This window comes from Sphingomonas spermidinifaciens (assembly GCF_002351485.1).
GTDB lineage: Bacteria > Pseudomonadota > Alphaproteobacteria > Sphingomonadales > Sphingomonadaceae > Sphingomonas > Sphingomonas spermidinifaciens.
In genome coordinates, this window is sequence record NZ_NWMW01000002.1 from 853657 (window position 1) to 874764 (window position 21108).

Annotated in this window: 19 protein-coding genes; 7 read left to right on the forward strand and 12 right to left on the reverse strand. The window is 68.2% G+C overall.

Annotation, left to right across the window (positions count from 1 at the left end; genetic code table 11):
* The first annotated feature begins 397 nt into the window (after positions 1-397).
* The gene (locus COC42_RS14070; RefSeq protein WP_096343909.1) at positions 398-1069 is read left to right on the forward strand and encodes a YoaK family protein; all 672 of its coding nucleotides are present in this window, start codon (positions 398-400) and stop codon (positions 1067-1069) included.
* 101 nt (positions 1070-1170) lie between these two features.
* Here COC42_RS14070 and lpdA read toward each other — a convergent pair whose 3' ends face one another.
* The 10 genes from lpdA to COC42_RS14120 all read right to left on the reverse strand — a co-directional run bounded on the left by lpdA (position 1171) and on the right by COC42_RS14120 (position 13503).
* Entirely contained in the window at positions 1171-2565 is a 1395-nt protein-coding gene (lpdA, locus tag COC42_RS14075) for a dihydrolipoyl dehydrogenase (RefSeq protein WP_096343910.1), read from the reverse strand.
* A gap of 124 nt (positions 2566-2689) precedes the next feature.
* Entirely contained in the window at positions 2690-3946 is a 1257-nt protein-coding gene (gene odhB, locus COC42_RS14080; RefSeq protein WP_096343911.1) for a 2-oxoglutarate dehydrogenase complex dihydrolipoyllysine-residue succinyltransferase, read from the reverse strand.
* A 27-nt stretch (positions 3947-3973) separates the two neighbouring features.
* Positions 3974-6949 carry a 2-oxoglutarate dehydrogenase E1 component gene (locus COC42_RS14085; protein WP_096344222.1) on the reverse strand — a complete coding sequence of 992 codons (2976 nt, stop codon included), beginning with the start codon at positions 6947-6949 and terminating at the stop codon, positions 3974-3976.
* Between the two features lie 101 nt (positions 6950-7050).
* Positions 7051-7935: a succinate--CoA ligase subunit alpha gene (gene sucD / locus COC42_RS14090; RefSeq protein WP_096343912.1), complete on the reverse strand. Its 885-nt coding sequence runs from the start codon at positions 7933-7935 to the stop codon at positions 7051-7053.
* 75 nt (positions 7936-8010) lie between these two features.
* Complete coding sequence (gene mdh, locus COC42_RS14095; protein WP_096343913.1) at positions 8011-8973, reverse strand: malate dehydrogenase; 963 nt, start codon at positions 8971-8973, stop codon at positions 8011-8013.
* Positions 8974-9117: 144 nt separating this feature from the next.
* Complete coding sequence (locus tag COC42_RS14100; protein ID WP_096343914.1) at positions 9118-9936, reverse strand: shikimate 5-dehydrogenase; 819 nt, start codon at positions 9934-9936, stop codon at positions 9118-9120.
* Entirely contained in the window at positions 9933-11051 is a 1119-nt protein-coding gene (gene zapE, locus COC42_RS14105; RefSeq protein WP_096343915.1) for a cell division protein ZapE, read from the reverse strand. The genes COC42_RS14100 and zapE overlap by 4 nt, the downstream gene beginning before the upstream one ends.
* Positions 11048-11488 carry a PaaI family thioesterase gene (locus tag COC42_RS14110; RefSeq protein WP_096343916.1) on the reverse strand — a complete coding sequence of 147 codons (441 nt, stop codon included), beginning with the start codon at positions 11486-11488 and terminating at the stop codon, positions 11048-11050. The genes zapE and COC42_RS14110 overlap by 4 nt, the downstream gene beginning before the upstream one ends.
* Before the next feature lie 135 nt (positions 11489-11623).
* Positions 11624-12409 (reverse strand): succinate dehydrogenase iron-sulfur subunit, encoded by a 786-nt coding sequence (locus COC42_RS14115; RefSeq protein ID WP_096343917.1) that lies wholly within the window; start codon positions 12407-12409, stop codon positions 11624-11626.
* 104 nt (positions 12410-12513) lie between these two features.
* Positions 12514-13503, reverse strand: a complete 990-nt coding sequence (locus tag COC42_RS14120; RefSeq protein ID WP_096343918.1) for a sugar kinase — start codon at positions 13501-13503, stop codon at positions 12514-12516.
* 88 nt (positions 13504-13591) lie between these two features.
* Between COC42_RS14120 and uxaC the strand changes: the two genes are divergently transcribed.
* Together uxaC and COC42_RS14130 are read left to right on the forward strand one after the other, a co-directional pair.
* Positions 13592-15013 (forward strand): glucuronate isomerase, encoded by a 1422-nt coding sequence (gene uxaC, locus COC42_RS14125; protein WP_096343919.1) that lies wholly within the window; start codon positions 13592-13594, stop codon positions 15011-15013.
* A complete protein-coding gene (locus COC42_RS14130) occupies positions 15010-16380 on the forward strand; it encodes a mannitol dehydrogenase family protein (RefSeq protein WP_096343920.1) in 1371 nt (456 codons plus the stop codon). Before uxaC ends, COC42_RS14130 begins: the two co-directional genes overlap by 4 nt.
* A gap of 85 nt (positions 16381-16465) precedes the next feature.
* On the opposite strand, the gene COC42_RS14135 is transcribed toward COC42_RS14130, so the two are convergent.
* Together COC42_RS14135 and COC42_RS14140 are read right to left on the reverse strand one after the other, a co-directional pair.
* Entirely contained in the window at positions 16466-17476 is a 1011-nt protein-coding gene (locus tag COC42_RS14135) for a LacI family DNA-binding transcriptional regulator (protein WP_096343921.1), read from the reverse strand.
* Between the two features lie 40 nt (positions 17477-17516).
* Entirely contained in the window at positions 17517-18938 is a 1422-nt protein-coding gene (locus tag COC42_RS14140) for a sigma-54-dependent transcriptional regulator (RefSeq protein ID WP_096343922.1), read from the reverse strand.
* Positions 18939-19093: 155 nt separating this feature from the next.
* Here COC42_RS14140 and COC42_RS18115 point away from each other — a divergent pair, with 155 nt between their 5' ends.
* Genes COC42_RS18115 through COC42_RS14155 form a run of 4 tightly spaced genes read left to right on the forward strand, consistent with a single transcriptional unit; the run spans position 19094 to position 21061 of the window.
* Positions 19094-19219 carry a hypothetical protein gene (locus COC42_RS18115; protein ID WP_281253103.1) on the forward strand — a complete coding sequence of 42 codons (126 nt, stop codon included), beginning with the start codon at positions 19094-19096 and terminating at the stop codon, positions 19217-19219.
* Positions 19220-19223: 4 nt separating this feature from the next.
* Entirely contained in the window at positions 19224-20342 is a 1119-nt protein-coding gene (locus COC42_RS14145; RefSeq protein ID WP_096343923.1) for an NAD(P) transhydrogenase subunit alpha, read from the forward strand.
* Positions 20342-20713, forward strand: a complete 372-nt coding sequence (locus COC42_RS14150; RefSeq protein ID WP_096343924.1) for a PH domain-containing protein — start codon at positions 20342-20344, stop codon at positions 20711-20713. The genes COC42_RS14145 and COC42_RS14150 overlap by 1 nt, the downstream gene beginning before the upstream one ends.
* Positions 20714-20764: 51 nt before the next feature.
* On the forward strand, positions 20765-21061 hold the full coding sequence (locus COC42_RS14155; RefSeq protein ID WP_096343925.1) for a proton-translocating transhydrogenase family protein: 297 nt from the start codon (positions 20765-20767) through the stop codon (positions 21059-21061).
* The last annotated feature ends 47 nt before the right edge of the window (positions 21062-21108 follow it).

Here is a 21108-nt window from a genome sequence, read left to right on the forward strand (position 1 = left end):
GAAAGATCAGGCGCCCCTGATTGTTGTCTGTAATCGTGAGCAAGTTTTTACCCCGGCGGGGAAGGGAAGGGACTGTCGAAGGCGACAAACGGGTGTTGCCCTCTCGCGTGAAACCGGAGCCAGGCCGCGCCCCACGGCTTTGTGATCCGAGTGGCTACACCTTCGATCCGAAGGGTCTCAGGCGCCGGCGAGCCCTCGCGGGCTCGTCCCTTGGCACCCACAATCTCGCGCGAAGCGCCGCGCTGGATGAGATCGCGCGGCAAGTTTTCTTGGCGCTTGCCGATCGCATCCGCTGGGTGCGCTCAGCGACCTCGACTGATTCCTCGACCCACCCCATCATCACCTTTGCCCTCGCGTACCCTTCAGCTTCGCGCAACAAGCGCCTAGATCGGCAGTCATGCAGCCGCCCCCTTTTCCGTTTCTGCCGCTCGCCGCGGCGATCGCCGCGCTCGCGGGGTTTGTCGATGCCTATGCGTTCGTCCGGCTCGGCAACTTCTTCGTCTCGTTCATGAGCGGAAATGCGACCCGGGGCGGCGTTGCGCTGGGTGGCGGCTATGGCGGAGGCGGGGTGCTCGCGCTGTCGCTGGTGCTGGCATTCCTCGCCGGCGTGATGCTCGCGGCGGTGGCGGCGCGCCGCTTCGAGCGCGTGGGCGCGGCGGCGGCAATGGGGCTCGCGACACTGCTCATGATCGGCGCCGCGGTCGCGGCGGGCGCGTCGGCTGCCCTGTCGATGCCGCTGCTCGCGGCGGCGACGGGCGCGATGAACGGCGTTCGAGCGCCGGACGGCGGGCTGTCAGCCGGCCTCACCTACATGACCGGTAATCTGGTGCGGCTGGGTCAGTCGCTTGCCGACGCCCTCATGGGTGGAGCGTCGCGCTGGGCTTGGCTGCCCTATCTCCTGCTCTGGTTGACCTTCGTCGGCGGTGCGGTCGCGGGGACGATCGTCGAGCGGGCGCTGGGTGACTTCACGCTCTGGTACGCGGCCCTGATCGCCGCGTGGCTCGCGCTGCTGCTGGCAGGCCGAATGGGCCGCGGTGCCGAGAACGCCGCACCATCATCCCGAATTTGACCGGGGATCCCGTTCACTTCCCACGGGTCGGCAGCAAGAACAAGCCGGACCCCGGATCAAATCCGGGGTGACGATGACATGGCGGCCCGCACGCCCCCCGGTCAGACGTGGATCGGCTTGCCCCGCACCGCCATCGCGGCTTCCTTCAGGGCCTCCGAATGCGTCGGATGCGCATGGCAGGTATAGGCGATGTCCTCTGCCGTCGCGCCGAACTCCATCGCCTGCGTCGCCTGTGCGATCATCGTGCCGGCAAGCGAGGTGATGATCCAGACACCCAGCACGCGGTCGGTTTCGGCGTCCGAGATGACCTTCACGAAGCCGTCCGGCTCGTGATTGGTCTTGGCGCGGCTGTTGCCGGCCATCGGGAACTTGCCGACCTTGACCTCGCCCTTTTCGCGCGCGGCCTCTTCGGTGAGGCCGATGCCCGCGATCTCGGGCATCGTGTAGACGACGCTCGGGATAAGGTCGTGGTTCACGATCCCCGTGTGGCCGGCGATGTTCTCGGCAACCGCAATCCCCTCGTCCTCCGCCTTGTGCGCGAGCATCGGGCCGGGGGTCACGTCGCCGATCGCCCAAATGCCGTCAACCTTGGTCGCGAAATCATGATCGACCTCGATCTGGCCGCGCCCATTGAGCGCGACGCCGGCGGCTTCAAGATTCAGCCCCTCGGTATTCGGACGGCGGCCGATCGCGACCAGGACGTTGTCCGCCTCGATCGTCTCGGCCGCGCCGCCGGCTGCGGGCTCGACAGTGATCGTCGCCTTGTCGCCATTCACCGCGACACCCGTGACCTTGGTACCGGTCCTGAATTCGATGCCCTGCTTCTTGAAGAGCTTGGCGCTTTCCTTGCGCACGTCGCCGTCAAAGCCCGGCAGGATCTGGTCGAGATACTCGATCACCGTCACCTTCGCGCCGAGCCGCTTCCAGACGCTGCCGAGTTCCAGGCCGATCACACCACCGCCGATGACGACGAGATGGCCGGGCACGCGGTCGAGCTCGAGCGCGCCGGTCGAATCGACGACGACCTTCTGGTCGACCTCGACACCGGGCAGCGGCGTGACCGACGACCCCGTCGCGATGACGATGTCGCGCGCGGTGACGGTGCGGTCGCCGACCTTGACCGTGCCCGAATCGACGAAGCTCGCGCGGCCCTTCAGCCACTCGACCTTGTTCTTCCTGAACAGATATTCGATGCCGCCTGTCAGGCCCTTCACCGCGTCGATCCGCTGCGCGTGCATCGCGTCGAGGTCCAGGCTGACGCTGTCGAACTTGACGCCGAGCTTCGCGAGGGCGCCACCGGCAGCTTCGGCATAAAGCTCGGAGGCGTGGAGCAGCGCCTTGGACGGAATGCAGCCGACATTGAGACAGGTGCCGCCCAGCGTCTCGCGCGCTTCGGCACAGGCGACGCGCTGGCCCAGCTGCGCCGCGCGGATCGCCGCGACGTAGCCGCCCGGACCGGCACCGATCACCAGCACGTCGAAGTCGTAGTCAGCCATTATCCAAACTCCGTTCGCCCCGAGCCTGTCGAAGGGCCGTACTTTACGCTCATCCGTTCGATGAAGAAGGGTGGTGCTTCGACAAGCTCAGCACGAACGGAAATTGGGGTTGTCTCGCTGAAACTTAAAGATCGATCAGCAGGCGCGTCGGGTCCTCGATCGCATTCTTGAGCGCGACGAGGAAGGTCACCGCCTCGCGGCCGTCGATCAGGCGATGATCATAGCTGAGCGCCAGATACATCATCGGGCGGACGACGACCTGGCCGTCGCGGACGACCGGACGGTCCTCGATCCGGTGGAGACCGAGCACCGCCGACTGCGGCGGGTTGATGATCGGGGTCGACATGAGCGAGCCGAACACACCGCCGTTGGAAATGGTGAAGGTGCCGCCCTTCATCTCTTCCATCTTGAGCGTGCCGTCCTTGGCGCGCTTGCCGAAATCGCCGATCGTCTTCTCGATCCCGGCGACCGACAGGCTCTCGGCATTGCGGATGACGGGGACGACGAGGCCCTGCGGCGCGGAGACGGCGACCGAGATGTCGGCATAGTCGCGATAGACGATCTCGTCGCCCTCGATCGAGGCATTGACGGCGGGGATATCCTTCAACGCCATGCACGCGGCCTTCACGAAGAAGCCCATGAAGCCGAGGCGAACGCCGTGCTTCTTCTCGAACAGGTCCTTGTACTTGGTCCGCGCCTCGATCACCGCGGTCATGTCGACGTCATTGAACGTCGTGAGCAGCGCGGCGGTGTCCTGCGCGTCCTTCAGGCGCTTGGCGATCGTCTGGCGCAGGCGCGTCATGCGGACGCGCTCCTCACGGCGATTGTCGCCGGCCGGGGCAGCAGCCGCAGCCGCGGGCGTGGGCACAGGCGCCGGCGCGGCGGGCGCGCTCGACTTGGCGGAAGCGGCGGCGACGACGTCCTCCTTGGTGATGCGGCCGTCCTTCCCCGAGCCCTTGATCGTCGCGGGATCGACGCCGTGCTCAAGGATAGCGCGGCGCACCGAAGGCGAGAGCGCGGCGGCGTCGACATGCTCGGCGGGAGCCGGTGCCTGCTGCGCCGCCTCGGCAGGCGCGGGGGCCGGGGCGGGCGTCGGTGCCGCCGCGGGAGCGGCCTCGGCCTTCGGCGCCGCCGCCGCACCGTCGCCGGCTTCGATCGTGCCGATCATCGCACCGACATTGACGGTATCGCCGGGCTTCACCGCATGCTGGCCCATCACGCCGGCGGCGGGGGCAGGCACTTCGACCGAGACCTTGTCGGTCTCGAGGCTGGCGACGGGCTCGTCGGCGGCGACCGCCTCACCCGGCTGCTTCAGCCATTCGCCGAGCGTCGCTTCGGTGATCGATTCGCCCAGCACGGGGACGAGGATTTCGGTGGCCATTTCGGTTCGTCCTTCTTCAGGCTTCGATCACGACGCGGCCTTGCCGGTCGCATTGTTGCTGTCGGATTGGCGCGTGCGGCGGATTTCCTCGCGCACGCTGTGGCCGAGCGCGTCGGCGACGAGCGCGCCCTGCTCGGTCTGGTGCCGCTTCATCAGGCCCGTGGCGGGCGAGGCCGAGGCGGCACGGCCCGCGTAGCGCGCACGCTCGACCGGCGAGCCGGCGGCGGCGAGTGCCTCCTCGATCAGCGGCTCGACGAAGAACCACGAGCCGTTGTTCTTGGGCTCTTCCTGCGCCCAGACCACGTCCTCGAGCTGCGGCATCCGCGACAGGCGCGCGGCCAGCGGCTCGCCGGGGAAGGGGTAGAGCTGTTCGACGCGGATGATCTGCGTGGCGGTGTCGCCGGCGGCGTCGCGCGCCTCGATCAGATCATAGGCGACCTTGCCCGAACAGAGCACGACGCGCTTCGTCGCCTCATCTGCCGGGGCCGAGGGGTCGGACAGTAGCCGCTGGAAATGGCTGGTGCCGACGAAATCCTCGGCCTTCGACACCGCCATCTTGTGGCGGAGCAGCGACTTGGGCGTGAAGACGACCAGCGGCTTGCGGAAGTTACGGTGCATCTGCCGGCGCAGCAGGTGGAAATAGTTGGCCGGCGTGGTGCAGTTCGCGACCTGCATGTTGTCCTGTGCGCACAGCTGCAGGAAGCGTTCGAGACGCGCCGACGAATGCTCCGGCCCCTGGCCCTCATAGCCGTGCGGCAGCAGCAGGACGAGGCCGTTGGCGCGCAGCCACTTGGCCTCACCCGACGCGATGAACTGGTCGATCATGATCTGCGCGCCGTTTGCGAAGTCGCCGAACTGCGCCTCCCACAGCACCAGCGTCTTGGGATCGGCGAGCGCAAAGCCGTATTCGAAACCCAGCACCCCATATTCAGACAGCGGGCTGTCGAGCACCTCGAACCGGCCGTGCGGGATTTCAGCGAGGGGCACGTAGCGCCGCTCGTCGTTCTGATCGACCCAGACGGCGTGCCGTTGGCTGAACGTGCCGCGGCCCGAATCCTGGCCCGACAGGCGGACGCCGTAACCCTCGGACAGGAGCGAGCCGAACGCCAGCGCCTCGCCCGTCGCCCAGTCGAAGCCGGAGCCCGAACGGAACATCTCGCGCTTCGCTTCGAGCACGCGGCCAAGCGTCTTGTGCAGCTCGTACCCCTCGGGCGTCTCGGTCAGCGTGCGGCCGAGCGAATCGAACAGCTTCTGCTCGATGCCGGTATCGACGCTCCGCCGCGCGGTTTCGGCATCGACCGGCGCGTGGAGACCCGACCAGCGACCGGCGAACCAGTCGGCCTTGTTGGGCTTGTACCCCTTCGCGCCGTCGAACGACTCTTCGAGAACCGCGGTGAACTCGTCGGTCTTGGCCTTGACGAAGCCGTCGTCGATCACGCCCTCGGCCACCAGCCGCTTGCCGTAGATCTCGCTGACCGGCGGGTGCTGGCGGATCGACTTGTACATGATCGGCTGGGTGAAGCTCGGCTCGTCGCCCTCGTTGTGCCCGAAACGGCGATAGCACCACATGTCGATGACGACGTCGCGCTTGAACGTCTGGCGGAATTCGGTCGCGACCTTGCAGGCGAAGGTCACGGCCTCGGGATCGTCGCCGTTGACGTGCAGGATCGGCGCCTGGACGCCCTTGGCGACATCTGACGGATAAGGCGACGAGCGCGCGAATTGCGGGCTGGTCGTGAAGCCGATCTGATTGTTGATGACGAAATGGACGCAGCCGCCGGTGTTGTAGCCGCGGATGCCCGAAAAGCCGAGGCATTCCCAGACGATGCCCTGGCCCGCGAACGCCGCGTCGCCGTGGATCAGCACGGGCAGCACCTGCTCATGCTTGTCGAGATCCTGGCGGAAGGTCTGCTGCGCGCGCACCTTGCCCAGGACGACGGGATTCACCGCCTCCAGGTGGCTGGGGTTGGCGACCAGCGACATGTGGACGTTGATCCCGTCGAACTCGCGGTCGGTCGAAGTGCCGAGGTGGTACTTCACGTCGCCCGACCCGCCGATGTCGTCGGGATTGGCCGATCCGCCCGCAAACTCGTGGAAGATCACACGATAGGGCTTGGCCATGACGTTGGCGAGGACGTTCAGGCGGCCGCGATGCGCCATGCCGTAGACGATCTCGCGCACGCCGAGCTGGCCGCCGTACTTGATGACCGCCTCCAGCGCGGGGATCATCGATTCGCCACCGTCGAGGCCGAAGCGCTTGGTGCCGACATACTTGCGGCCCAGGAACTTCTCCCACTGCTCGGCCTCGATCACCTTGGAAAGGATCGCCTTCTTGCCTTCGGTGGTGAACTCAATGGCCTTGTCCTGGCCTTCCATCCGATCCTGGAGGAAGCGGCGCTCCTCGACATCGGCGATGTGCATATATTCGAGGCCGACATTGCCGCAGTAGTTCTTCCGCAGCGTGTCGACGACCTGGCGGATCGTCGCGGTTTCGAAGCCGAGCGCGCCGCCGAGATAGACCGGGCGATCGATCTCGCTGTCGTGAAAGCCGTGATATTCGGTCTTCAGATCCTCGGGCATCTCACGCTTGGACAGGCCCAGCGGGTCGAGATTGGCGGCAAGATGCCCGCGCACACGATAGGTGCGGATGAGCATCATCGCGCGGATCGAATCCTGCGCCGCGCGCTGGATATCGGCGGTCGAGGGAACAGGGGTCGCGGCCTTGGGCGCGGGGGCCGGCGCGCCTGAGCCCTTGACCGGCTTGGGCGCAGGATCCATCTGCGTAGGGTCGAGCGCGGCGGTCAGCGCGTCGGTGTCGCTCAGGGGCCAGTTCTTGCGCGCCCAGCTGGGACCGCTAACGACATTCTCCAGCCCGTCGAAGAAGGCACGCCAGCCATCCTCGACCGAAGCCGGATCGGCCTTGTACCGGGCGTAGAGCGTGTCGATGAACGCGGGGCTCACGCCGCCCGCCACATCCGCGAAATCCTGACCTTCGTAACCCATCATGCACCTCGACCCCGCTCGATCGAGACGGGACTGTCAGTGGCCAGCGTTGGCAACGCCGGCCATTCGCCGCTCCCGAACGCCGGGAGCGGCCGAAAGGATCAACCCTTCAGAACCTCGACGAGCGTCTCGCCGAGCAGGCTGGGGCTGGCCGACACCTTGATGCCCGCCGCTTCCATCGCCGCGATCTTGCTCTCGGCGTCGCCCTTGCCGCCCGACACGATCGCGCCGGCATGGCCCATGCGGCGGCCCGGAGGCGCCGTGCGGCCCGCGATGAAGCCGGCCATCGGCTTCTTGCGACCACGCTTGGCCTCGTCGATCAGGAACTGCGCGGCCTGCTCCTCGGCGTCGCCGCCGATCTCGCCGATCATGATGATCGACTTGGTCTCGTCGTCGGCGAGGAACAACTCGAGCACGTCGATGAAGTTGGTACCGTTGACGGGATCGCCGCCAATGCCGACCGCGGTGGTCTGGCCAAGGCCCGCATTTGTCGTCTGGAACACCGCCTCATAGGTGAGGGTCCCCGAGCGCGAGACGACGCCGACCGACCCCTTGGAAAAGATCGAACCCGGCATGATGCCGATCTTGCACTCGCCCGGCGTCAGCACGCCGGGGCAGTTCGGGCCGATAAGCCGCGACTTCGAGCCCGACAGCGCGCGCTTGACCTTGACCATGTCGAGCACCGGGATGCCCTCGGTAATCGCGACGATCAGCGGGACCTCGGCGTCGATCGCCTCGAGGATGGAATCCGCGGCAAAGGCGGGCGGCACGTAGACGACGCTGGCGGTCGCGCCGGTCGTGTCCACCGCCTCGGCCACCGTGTTGAAGACGGGCAGGCCGATGTGCTCAGACCCGCCCTTGCCGGGCGTGACGCCGCCGACCATCTGCGTGCCGTAGGCCAGCGCCTGCTCGGTATGAAAGGTGCCGGTGGCGCCCGTCATGCCCTGAACGATGACCTTGGTGTTCTTGTCGACGAGGATGCTCATCGGAATTCCCTGAAAGTGGCGGCCGGAGGCCGAACGAAAACGAAAGCGGCGCCCGGCCTGGCCGGGCGCGCGGGATCAGTTCAGGCTCTCGTCGATGCCCTTGCACGCAACGAGCAGTTCCTTGACCGCATCGACGCTGACCTGGAGGTTGCCCTTGGCCTCGTCCGACAGGTTGATCTCGATGACCTTTTCGACGCCGCCGGCACCGATCACCACCGGCACGCCGACATAGAGGTCGTCGATGCCATACTGGCCGGTCAGGTGGGCCGCGGCGGGCAGGACACGCTTCTGGTCGTAGAGATAGGCCTCGGCCATCGCGATGCCGCTGGTCGCGGGGGCGTAATAGGCCGAGCCGGTCTTGAGCAGGCCGACGATCTCGCCGCCGCCCGAACGCGTGCGCTGGACGATCGCGTCGATGCGCTCCTGCGTCGAGAAGCCCATCGCGATCAGGTCGCTTACCGGGATGCCGCTGACGGTCGAATATTCGAGGACGGGGACCATCGTGTCGCCATGGCCGCCGAGGACGAAGCTGTTCACGTCCTTCACCGACACGTTGAACTCGTCGGCAAGGAAGTGGCTGAAGCGCGCCGAGTCGAGGACGCCCGCCATCCCGACAACCTTGTTGTGCGGCAGGCCCGAAAACTCGCGCAGTGCCCACACCATCGCGTCGAGCGGGTTGGTGATGCAGATGACGAACGCTTCGGGCGCATTGGCGGCGATGCCCTCGCCCACGGCCTTCATGACCTTGAGGTTGATGCCGAGCAGGTCGTCACGGCTCATGCCGGGCTTGCGGGCGACACCGGCGGTGACGATGATGACGTCGGCCCCGGCGATGTCCTTGTAATCATTGGAGCCGGTGATGGTCGCGTCGAAGCCCTCGACCGGGCCGCACTGGCTGAGGTCCAGCGCCTTGCCCTGGGGGATCCCCTCCGCCACGTCGAACAGGACGATGTCGCCCAGTCCCTTGAGCGCGGCGAGGTGCGCGAGCGTGCCGCCGATATTGCCGGCGCCGATCAGCGCGATCTTCTTGCGAGCCATGGATCCTCCCTAGACGGACCAGAAGTGGCGGACGCACGCAGGAGCGCCCGCGAGAACCGGGGCGACTTAAGCCTTTTGGCTGGACGCGACAACCGCCTATCGACACCAGCGGCAAACTATCTTTGCGACTTGTTCGCAAGTGCATTAAGGCGCGAGCGCGACCTTCGCGGCGGCCTCGACCTCGGCCTCGTCCGGCTGGACGCCGGTGTAGAGGACGAACTGCTCGCGCCCCTGCAGCACTAGCACGGCATCGCCGGTAATGACTTGGCGGCCCGAAGCGCGGGCGGCGCGGATGAGCGGCGTTTCGGGCGGAATGGCGACGACGTCGAAGACGAGCTCGGCTGCCGCGATCGCCTCCGGCGTGAAGGGCAGGGCGTCGGCCTCCGCCCCGCCGGCCATGCCGATCGGGGTGGCGTTGATGAGCATCTGCGTGTCCGCCGGCGCCTCGTCGGCGTCCGTGATTCCGAGCTTCTCGGCCAGCTCGCGGCGCTTTCCAGCATTTCGCGCGACGATGGCGCCATTCGCGTAGCCGTAATCAACAAGCGCCGAGGCGACCGCCTTCGCCATCCCGCCCGCGCCTGCCAGTGCCCAGCGCGTGTCGGTCGGCACCCGATGGCGCTGCATCAACTGGACGACCGCCAGATAGTCGGTGTTGTAGCCCTTCAGATGGCCGTCGGTGTTGACGATCGTATTGACCGCGCCGATCGACGCCGCGGACGGATCGAGTTCGTCGATCAGCGGGATCACCGCTTCCTTGAAGGGCATCGACACCGCGCAGCCGCGGATGCCGAGCGCGCGGATCCCGCGCACCGCCCCCTCGATATCGGTGGTCGTGAACGCCTTGTAGACATAGTCGAGGCCCAGCGCCTCGTAGAGGTGGTTCTGGAACCGCGTGCCGAAATTGCCCGGACGCGCCGACAGCGACATGCAGAGCTGGGTATTGCGATTGATGCGCGCGGTCATGCCGGCTCTCCTTTGCCATGACCGAGCGCCAGATAATCGTCGGACCGCATCTCGTTCAACCGACTGACCGTCCGCTCGAACTCGAATGCCCCGTCGCCGCGCTCGTAGAGCTGCTCGGGCACGGCGTCGGCGGCGGCGAGCAGCTTGACCTTGTGCTCGTAGAGCGCGTCGATCAGCGTGACGAAGCGCGCCGCCTCGTTGCGGTTGTCCGGCCCCAGCTTCGGAATGCCGACGAGGATCACGGTATGGAAGCGCCGGGCGACCGCCAGATAGTCGGGCGCCCCGCGCGCCTCGCCGCAGAGCCGCTTGAAGCTGAACACCGCGACGCCCTTCAGGCATTTGGGAACGTGCAGGCTGCGACCGCCCAGATCGAGGTCGCAGGTCGGCACATGCGCCTTGTCCTCGACCGGATAGTCGGTGAGGCGGAAAAAGGCGTCGGAGAGCTTTGCCGTCGCCTCCGGCCCGTTGGGGACGAGCCAGGTCTCCATGCTGCCCAGCCGGTCGCGGCGGTAATCGACCGGGCCGTTCAGCGACAGCACGTCCATCTTCTCGCGGATCAGGCTGATGAAGGGCAGGAAATGCTCGCGGTTGAGTCCGTCCTTGTAGAGGTCCTCGGGCACGCGGTTCGAGGTCGCGACGACGGTCAGGCCGTGCGCCATCATTGCCGTGAACAGCCGGGACAGGATCATCGCATCGGCCGAATTGTTGATGACCATCTCGTCGAAGGCGAGCAGCCGCGTCTCGCCCACCATCGCCTCGGCCACTGGCGGGATGGGGTCGCCGCTTTCCTTCGCCCGTTCCTTGTGGAGGCGGGCATGAACCTCGATCATGAAGGCGTGAAAGTGGACGCGGCGCTTTCGCCGGATGGGCAGCTGGTCGAAGAACAGGTCCATCAGCATCGACTTGCCACGCCCGACCCCGCCCCAGAGATAGACGCCCTTTGGCGGCGCTGGCGCGCGGCCGAGCATTTTCCAGAGCACGCTGCCGCGCTTGGGCACCGCGGTCAGTTCGGCGGCGAGAGTGTCGAGGCGGGCGGCGGCGGCTTCCTGATCGGCGTCGGGTTTCAGCTCGCCGCGCTGGACAAGGGCACGATAGGCGTCGAGCACTTCGGTCATTTGCGCGCCGTCGCGGTGAAGCTGACGCAGCGGCGGTCGTCTTGCACGATCAGTCCGCGGACGAAGAAGAGGCGGCCGGTCTCGCGCAGCAGCTCGACCTCTGCCTCGATCGGGGCACTCGCATCGGCGCCGTCGATGAATTGCGCGGAAAGATCGACCGTCGAGGCACCGCCCTCGTTCATGATCCCCAGCGCCCGCGCCGCGGCGAAGATCGCCACGTCGGCGAAGCCGAGCAGCGCGCCGCCATGGACGTGATCTCGGATATTCGAGTGGATTCGCTGCGGCACCATCCGCACGCGCACGCGGCCTTCACCCTCGACGCGCACCGACAAGGGCGCAAGAAAGGCGTTATAGCGGGTGGGATCAGTCAGTTCCCAGCGATGCCAGCCGGGCAGGTCCGGGTCGGAGAAGAAGCGGAAGGGGGCAGGGGCGGTCATCAGGTCCTTCGATACGCCATTTCGACAAGCTCAATGGCTACGCAAGACAAGCGGGGTGCAAAAGCTGCCGACCGTTCGTCCTGAGTAGCGACTGAGCGTAGGATAAGCGCGTATCGAAGGAAGGTCCGAGCGAATTCAGACGATCCGCTCGACCTCCATCTTCTTGATCTCGGCGATCGCCTTGGCGGGGTTCAGGCCCTTGGGGCAGACGTTCGCGCAGTTCATGATGGTGTGGCAGCGGTAGAGGCGGAACGGATCCTCGAGGTCGTCGAGCCGCTCGCCCGTCATCTCGTCGCGGCTGTCGGCAAGCCAGCGATACGCCTGGAGCAGGATCGCCGGGCCGAGGAACTTGTCGCTGTTCCACCAATAGCTGGGGCACGAGGTCGAGCAGCAGGCGCACAGGATGCACTCGTAGAGGCCGTCAAGCTTCGCCCGATCCTCCGGCGTCTGGAGCCGCTCCTTGCCCGAGGGCGGCGGCGTCACGGTCTGCAGCCACGGCTTGATCGAGGCGTACTGCGCATAGAAGTGCGTGAAGTCGGGGACGAGATCCTTGATCACGTCCATGTGCGGCAGGGGCGTGATGCGGATATCGCCCTTGATGTCCTCGATCGCCGTCGTGCAGGCGAGGCCGTTCTTGCCCGCGATGTTCATCGAGCACGATCCACAGATCCCCTCGCGGCACGAGCGGCGGAAGGTGAGCGAGGGATCCTGCTCCGACTTCATCTTGATGAGCGCGTCGAGCACCATCGGGCCGCAATCGTCGAGGTCGATCTCGAACGTGTCGTAGCGCGGGTTCGCACCGGCGTCGGGATCGTAGCGATAGATTTTGAAGCGTTTGATCCGCTTGGCACCCGCGGGCGCGCGGTGGACGTGCCCTTCCTTCTTGATGACGCTGTTCTTGGGGAGAGTGAAGGTCGCCATGATCCGTCTCAATCGCTGATGCCCACTGAGGTAGCGCCGCGGGCGCCGCCTTCAAGGCCGACCAAAGCCGATACAGGACCCGTGCTGCAATGCAACCCGCGGTCTCAGCGGCGAACGTCGCGCGCGCCCGACTGGAATGCGGCGAGGTCGGCGCGGGCGAAGCGCGAGAAGTCGCCGGGCAGGCTGTGCTTCAGCGCAGCAAGCGCGAGGCCCGCCTCGACCGTCGCCTGCGGGGACAGGTCGGCGTGCAGGCCGTGGAGGATCCCTGCCGCGAACGCGTCGCCGCCGCCGATGCGATCGACGATGCCGGTGACGGCGATCTCGTCGGCTTCATGTGCCGACTCGCGCATATCGAGCCGCGCCGCGAGGCGGTGGTGGTCGGCGTCGATAACGGTGCGCGATGTCGAGGCGATCGCCGTGAGGTTGGGGAAGGCGGCGAATGCCGCCTCGGCCGCTTCGCGCCCCTTGCCGGCATCGCGGCCGGTCAGCAATGCTACGTCGCGGTGGTTGCCGAAGAACAGGTCGGCCTGCGCGACCAGTTCGGTCAGGGTGGCACGTGGATCGCTGTCCCAGCTTTCCCAGAGGCGTGCGCGGTAATTGCCGTCGAACGACACGGGAACGCCGTCCGCGCGCGCGGCGCGTGCCGCTGCGATCGCATGCGCGGCGCTGGCGGGGCCGAGCGCCGGCGTGATGCCCGAGAGGTGGAGGCGCGCAGCGCCCTCCAGCAGCGTAGGCCAGTCGAAGGCGTTCGCCTGCACGAACGCCGATCCGGCGCGGTCATAGACGATATCGGCGGCGCGCACGCCGGCGCCGGGCGACAGGAAATAGAGGCCCATCCGGCCCGGCCCCGTCGCCACGCGGCTGGTATCGACGCCCGCCGCGCGCATCGCCGCCACGGCGCCGCGGCCGAGGGCGTTGTCGGGGACCACGCTGACGATCGCGGTCGGATGATCGAGCGCGGCGAGCCCCGCGGCGACGTTCGCCTCCGCTCCGCCCACCGCGATATCGAGCCGCGGCGACTGCATCAACAATTCGCGCCCCGGTGCCGACAGGCGCAGCAGCAGCTCGCCGAAGCAGATGATCGGTCCCGACATGCCCTCTTCCTACGCCGTGGCTGCGAACGGCGCTAGTACGTTGCCAGCGCTGGCACAAGCCGCTATCGCCACGCCCGAGGAGAGAAAGATGCGCCCGCTTACGCTCGATCCCGATCGGCTGTTTCCCGCCGAGCCGCGCGCCCGCGAGATCGCCCGCGCGCTCTATGCGGAGGTGGCAGGGCTGCCGATCGTCAGTCCGCACGGGCACACCGATCCCGCTTGGTTCGCGACGGACGCGCCCTTCGCCAACGCGACCGAACTGCTGCTGGCGCCAGACCATTATATCTTCCGGATGCTCTATTCGCAGGGCGTGCCGCTCGAGGCGCTCGGCGTGCCGAGCCGCGCGGGCGCGCCGGCGACCGACCCGCGCGAGGCATGGCGGACCTTTGCCACGCGTTATTACCTGTTCCGCGGTACGCCGTCGCGGCTCTGGCTCGACCACGTGTTCGCCGAGGTGTTCGGGATCGAGGTCGCGCTCGATGGCGAAAGCGCCGACCTCTATTTCGATGCGATCAACGAGGCGCTGGCGACTCCCGGCTTCCGCCCGCGCGCGCTGTTCGAGCGGTTCGGGATCGAGTTCCTCGCGACGACCGAGGGCGCGGACGATCCGCTGGCGCATCACCGCGCGATCCGCGCCTCGGGCTGGCGGGGGCGGGTGGTCAGCACCTATCGCCCCGACGCGGTGATCGATGCCGAGCATGAGGGGTTTCGACCCGCGCTCGAGCGGTTCGGCGACCTGACCGGCGAGGATGTGATGCGCTGGGACGGCTATCTCGCCGCGCATCGCCGCCGCCGCGCCGACTTCCGGGCGCTGGGCGCGACCGCGACCGACCACGGCCATGCCAGCGCGCGGACGGCGAACCTGTCAGCATCGGAAAGCGCGGCGCTGTTCGACCGGATCGTGTCGGGCCGGTTCGACCCCGCCGATGCCGAGCTGTTCCGCGCGCAGATGCTGACCGAGATGGCGAGGATGAGCGTCGAGGACGGTATGGTAATGCAGATCCATCCCGGCAGCTTCCGCAACCACAATGCCGCGCTGTTTGCCAGCCACGGGCGCGACAAGGGCGCCGACATCCCCGCGCGGGCCGGGTTCGTTGCGGAACTGAAGCCGATGCTCGACGTGGTGGGGAACGAGCGCGACCTGACGGTCATCCTCTTCACCCTCGACGAATCGACCTATGCGCGCGAGCTGGCGCCGCTCGCGGGGCATTATCCCTGCCTGCGGCTCGGGCCGGCCTGGTGGTTCCACGACAGCCCCGAGGGAATGCGCCGGTTCCGCGAGATGACGACCGAGACGGCGGGCTTCTACAACACGGTCGGCTTCAACGACGACACGCGCGCCTTCCTGTCGATCCCCGCGCGGCACGATGTCGCGCGGCGGGTGGATTGCGCGTTCCTCGCCCGGCTGGTGGCGGAGGGGCGGCTCGCCGACTGGGAAGCGGCCGAGCTGGCCGAGGAACTGACGGTGGACCTCGTCCGGCGCGCCTATAAGCTGGGGGATGGGGCATGACGCGATTGACGGAAGCAGCGCTGGGATCACTGCCCGCAGCGGTCGGGCGGCCGCGCTATGACCGCGCGGCGCTTCGCACGGGGATCGTCCATTTCGGGCCGGGGGCGTTCCACCGCGCACACCAGCTGCCCGTCTATGACGCGCTCAACGCCGCCGAGCCGCGCTGGGGCGTAGTGGGCGTCAGCCTGAACTCGCGCTCGGTGGCCGAGGCGCTCAATCCGCAGGGCGGGCTCTACACGCTCGCGCTGCTCGACGCGGCGCCGAGCTTCGAGGTGGTGGGCGCGCTCCGCCGCGTGCTGGCCGCGGGGGAGGGAGCGGCGATCCTTGAGGCGATCGCGGCGGCGGACACCCGCATCGTCAGCTCGACGGTGACGGAGAAGGGCTATTGCCTCACCGCCGACGGCAGCCTCGACATGGGCCATCCCGCGATCGTCCACGACCGCGTGGGCGAGGGCGCGCCGCAGTCGCTGGTCGGCTGGCTCGTCGCGGGGCTGGCGGCGCGGCGCGCGGCGGGCGCGGGCGGGCTGACCGTGCTGTCGTGCGACAATCTGGCCGACAACGGTGCCAAGCTCGGCCGGGCGGTCGCGGCGCTGGCGGCGACGCGCGGCGACGATCTGGCCGCTTGGATCGAAGGCGAGGTACGCTTCCCCTCGACGATGGTCGATGCGATCACCCCCGCGACCGACGATGCGCTGCGCGAGCGGGTGCGCGAGGTCGCTGGCGTGGACGATGCCTGGCCGATCCAGCGCGAGCGCTTCTGGCAGTGGGTGGTCGAGGACGATTTCGCCCCCGGCGCGCGCCCCGACCTGGCGGCGACGGGCGTCACCCTGACCCATGACGTGCGGGGGTATGAGCTGGCCAAGCTCCGCCTGCTCAACGGCGCGCATTCGTCGCTCGCCTATCTCGGCATCGAGCGCGGGCACGGCGTGGTGGCGGAAGCGATGCGCGACGCGGCGCTCGCCGGTTTCGTCGAGCGGCTGATGCGCGAGGATATCGCGCCGCTGCTCACCGCGCCCGTCGGGCTCGATGTGAGCGGCTATATTGCCGCGATCCTCGAACGCTTTTCCAACCCCGCGATCCGCCACCAGCTGATCCAGATCGCCGCCGACGGGTCGCAGAAGCTACCCTATCGCCTGCTCGACACGGTGCGTGCGGCGCGGGCAGGCGGGCGGTCGATCGAGCGACTGGCGATGCCGATCGCCGCCTGGCTGCGTTTCGTCGAGCGCGGCGAGGGCGTGGCCGATCCGCTGGCGGCGAAGCTGGTCGGGCGACCGGCGCGCGAGGTGCTGGGCCTGCGCGAGGTGTTCGGCGAGCTGGTCGACGATGCGGTGTTCGTGGAGACGGTGCTCGCGGCCAAGCCGCTCTGAGCCAGCCGACATCCCGGCGAAGGCTGTGATCGCTCGGTTGCAGCAAGTCACGCCCGCGGCCACAGCCTTCGCTGGGCCGCCGTCATTATGCGGGCGCCGGCCCGGTCGACTCGCCGACACTCAGCGTCAGCGTCGCCGACAGGTCCCCCGTCGCCTCGCCACCCTCGATCCTGTCGATCAGCCGGTCGGCGGCGCGGGCGGCCATGTCGGCGAGCGGGCGGACGACGGTGGTTAGCGCGGGGGTCAGCATCGTCGCCAGCGCGCTGCCGTCGAACCCTGCCACCGACAGCGCGCCCGGCACCGACAGGCCGCGCCGCGCCGCGACCTTGAGCACGCCCGCTGCCATCATGTCGTTCGAGGCGAAGATCGCGGTCGGGCGGTCGGACCGCACGAGCAGCGCTTCGCCCGCCGCCACGCCGCTGTCGGAGCGATAGTCGCCAGCGACGCTCAGCGCCGGGTCGAGCGGCACGCCCGCGGCGGCGAGCGCATCGGCGAACCCGGCGCGGCGCTCGCTGGCGGAGAGCAGCGTCGGGGGGCCGCTCACAAAGCCGATCCGGCGATGGCCGAGCGACATGAGGTGCCGCGCCACCGCGCCTGCCGCCTCGCGCTCGTCCGATACGAGCATCGTCGCAAAACCCTCGATCCGTGCCGCCGCGAGGGCGATGGCGGGGGTTGAGAGGCTGACGGCGAGGCCGGGTGTCTCGCACACCGGCGGCAACAGGATCAGCCCGTCGACGCGCGTGCGATGCGTGAAGGCAGCGATGTCCGCGACCAGCAAGTCGCCGGCCCCTTGCGCGGGATGGACGACCATCTCGTACCCCCGAGCCGAAGCGGCGGCGACGAGGCCGCGCTGCACGGCGTCGAGCACGAGCGCGTTGGGATCGTCGTGCACAAGGCCGATCAGGAACGATCGTCCCGTTGCTAGTGCTCGCGCGCGCAGGCTGGGGACGAAGCCGAGCGCGGCGATCGCCGCCTCGATCCGCCCCCGCGTCTCGCCATTGACCTTGGTCGATCGGTTGAGGACGCGCGACACCGTGCGGATCGACACGCCCGCGCGCGCCGCGACGTCGTGGATGGTGGGCGCGCCGCCGGTCATGCGACAGCGCTAGCGCGGATCGGCAGGCGCGCGAAGAGGTTCAGGCCGCCGACTGGTCGATCCCGAGTTCGCCGAGCTTGCGATAGAGTGTCGACCGGCCGATCCCGAGCCGCCTCGCGACCTCGGTCATGCGGCCGCGATAATGGCCGATGGCGAGGCGGATGACGTCGGCCTCGATCTCTTCGAGCGCGCGCAGGTTGCCGTCGGCGCGGAACAGCGTGACGCCGCCCGAAGGGGCCGGCCCCTGTACTGCCGACGCGCCGCCATTGGCGGCCATGTGCGCGATCTGCGGAAAGTCGCCGCGGGTGAGCGCGTCGCCGTCGCAGAGCACGGCGGCGCGGAACAGGGCGTTCTGAAGCTGGCGGACATTGCCGGGCCAGTCATAGCTGCCGAGAAGTGCCAGCGCCTCGTCGGTGATGCCGAGCGGGCGAAGGCCCGGCTGCTCGGCGATCCGCGCGAGCAGGTGACGCGCGAGCGGGGCGACGTCGCCGGGACGGTCTCGCAGGGGCGGGATCGTCACCTGGACGACGTTGAGCCGGTAATAAAGGTCCTCGCGGAAGCGGCCGGCCTCGACCTCCTCGGTCAGGCGCTTGTTGGTGGCGGCGACGACGCGGACATCGACCTCGCGGACATGGCGTGCGCCGAGCGGCTGGAGTTCGCCGGACTGGAGGACGCGCAGCAGCTTGACCTGCGCCTCCAGCGGCATCTCGCCGATCTCGTCGAGGAAGAGGGTGCCGCCATCGGCCTCCTGGAAACGGCCGATCTTGCGCTCGAACGCGCCGGTGAACGCGCCCTTCTCGTGCCCGAACAACTCCGATTCGACGAGGTTGCCGGGGATCGCGCCGCAATTGACACGGATCAGCGCCTTCTTGGCGCGCGGGCTGGCGGCGTGGATCGCCTCGGCCACCACTTCCTTGCCGACGCCGCTCTCGCCCTCAATCAGCACGGGGATACGCGCGCGCGCGGCCTTGGCAGCGATGGCAAGGGCGGCGCGGAACTGGGGGGCGGAGCCGACGATCTCGTCAAAGGCGAGCGGCATCGACAGCTTTTCGGTGAGCGGGCGGAGCTCGCCCGCCGCCTTGCCGGCCACCGCTGCTTCAAGCGCAGAGAGCAGGCGCTCGGCCGCCAACGGCTTGGTGAGGAAATCGGTCGCGCCCGCACGCATCGCGTCGACTGCGCTTGCTACAGATCCATTGGCGGTGAGCATCAGGATGGGAAGCGCCGGGCGGTTGCGGCGCAATTCGGCGATCAGGCCGCTGGCGTCGCAATCGGGTGCCCAATGGTCGAGGACGATGGCGTCGAGGCCCATGCCGTCCTGCGTGCCCAGCATGGCGAGCGCGGTCTCGTGATCCCCCGCGAAGATCGTCCGCCATCCCCGACGCGACGCGATCGCGGCGATCAGCCGGCGCTGCGCCGGTTCGTCGTCGATCAGCATCAACAGGCGCTGTCCATTGCGTGTCATCGCGAAATCTTTGTCCCCATCGTCCCGCTTGTAGACAGGGTGGATAGCGCCGAAGCGTAAAGCGCGGCTTAAGCGCGCTGGGCGTGGCGGGCTCTTGCCGAGAAGGGCGGGCGCTCGCTAAGGGTGGGGCACGCTGGATTTCACATGGGGATTGCATGGCCGAGCACACCGAAACGCCGCTGCGCGAGGACACTTATTCAAGCTTCATCGGCCTCGTGAAGATCACCTCGGTCATTGTCGCGATCGCCGCCGCGGTCGTCGTCGCGCTGATCGCCAGCTAGCCCCATGAAAATCGCTGTCTTGCGCGAAACCGTCCCCGGCGAAGCCCGTGTGGCGGCGACGCCAGAGACTGTGAAGAAGTTCGTGGCCCTCGGCGCCACCGTCGCGGTCGAAGCCGGAGCGGGCGACGGCGCCTCGATCGCCGACGCCGCCTTTGCCGAGGCGGGCGCGAGCGTGGGCGACCGTGCCGCGGTCCTCGCCGATGCGGGGATCGTGCTGGGCGTGCAGGGGCCGGTGCCCGAGGGGTTGCCGCGCGGCGCGATGGTCGCCGCTGGCCTCAATCCGTTTGGGGAACGCGCGCGCGTCGATGCCTATGCGGCTGCGGGGGTCGAGGCGCTGGCGATGGAATTCATGCCGCGCATCACCCGCGCGCAGTCGATGGACATCCTCTCCTCGCAATCGAACCTGTCGGGGTACAAGGCGGTGCTCGATGCGGCCGCCGAATATGGCCGCGCCTTCCCGATGATGATGACCGCGGCAGGCACGGTCAGCGCCGCGCGCGTGTTCGTGATGGGCGTCGGCGTGGCGGGGCTTCAGGCGATCGCCACCGCCCGGCGGCTGGGCGCGCAGGTTTCCGCAACCGACGTGCGCGCCGCGACGAAGGAGCAGATCCTGTCACTGGGCGCCAAGCCGATCTTCGTCGAGGCGGTGAAGGGCATCGAGGGCGAGGGCACCGGCGGCTACGCGACCGAGATGAGCGACGAGTACAAGGCCGCGCAGGCCGAGCTCGTCTCGTCGCACATCGCCAAGCAGGACATCGTCATTACGACGGCGCTGATCCCCGGCCGGCCCGCCCCGCGACTGATTTCGGACGCCCAGGTGGCGAGCATGCGGCCGGGCAGCGTGATCGTCGACCTTGCGGTCGAGCAGGGCGGCAATGTCGAGGGCGCTGTCGCCGGCGAAGTCGTCGTTCGCCACGGCGTCAAGATCGTCGGCCACCGCAACGTGCCCAGCCGGCTGGCGGCGGACGCCTCCGCCCTGTTCGCCCGCAACCTCTTCAACTTCCTCTCCGCTTTCTGGGACAAGGAGGCCGGTCGGCCGGTGCTCGACGAAGAGATCGGCGATGCCATCCGGCTGACGAAGGACGGGCAGGTGGTGAACCCGCGGCTTCTCGGCGCCGCCTGATGGGCCTGTTCAACGCGACCGAAACGAATTCCGAGACGGTCGCGCGCGACTATGCGCCGGTGCTGATCGAGGGCGAGCGGGTGCTGATCGCTTTCAAGACGATGCGCGACCTCGTCTTCCTCACCAACTACCGCCTGTGCACGGTCAACGTGCAGGGTCTGACCGGGCGCAAGGTCGAGATCGAGAGCATCCCCTACAGGTCGATCACCCGCTGGGCGATCGAGCGGGCGGGGACGTTCGACATGGACGCCGACCTGACGGTGTGGGTCGCGGGCAGCGACGAGCCGCTGGAGGTCAAGGTGGCGGCGAGCGCCAACATCGTCGGCGTTCAGCAGGTGCTGGCGAGGGCGATCCTGGGGGGCGGGCGGTGAGGGCAACACCTGCCCGCAATGCCGGTGCCGGGGAGGATGAAAGGTAGCGTCATGGACTTCATATCGATCCTGTCGATCTTCGTGCTGGCCTGCTTCGTCGGCTATTATGTCGTCTGGTCGGTGACGCCGGCGCTGCACACGCCGCTGATGGCGGTCACCAATGCGATTTCGTCGGTCATCATCGTGGGGGCACTGGTGGCGAGCGCGGCGGCCGGGTTCGCTGTGTCGAAATGGCTGGGGCTGCTGGGCGTGGTACTGGCGAGCATCAACATCTTCGGCGGCTTCGCGGTCACGCAGCGGATGCTCTCGATGTACAAGAAGAAGGAGCGGCCGGCGGTCAAATCCTGACCGTTTTTTCGGCCTTCGCCGGGCTGCGCCTGAATTACGTGAAGAAT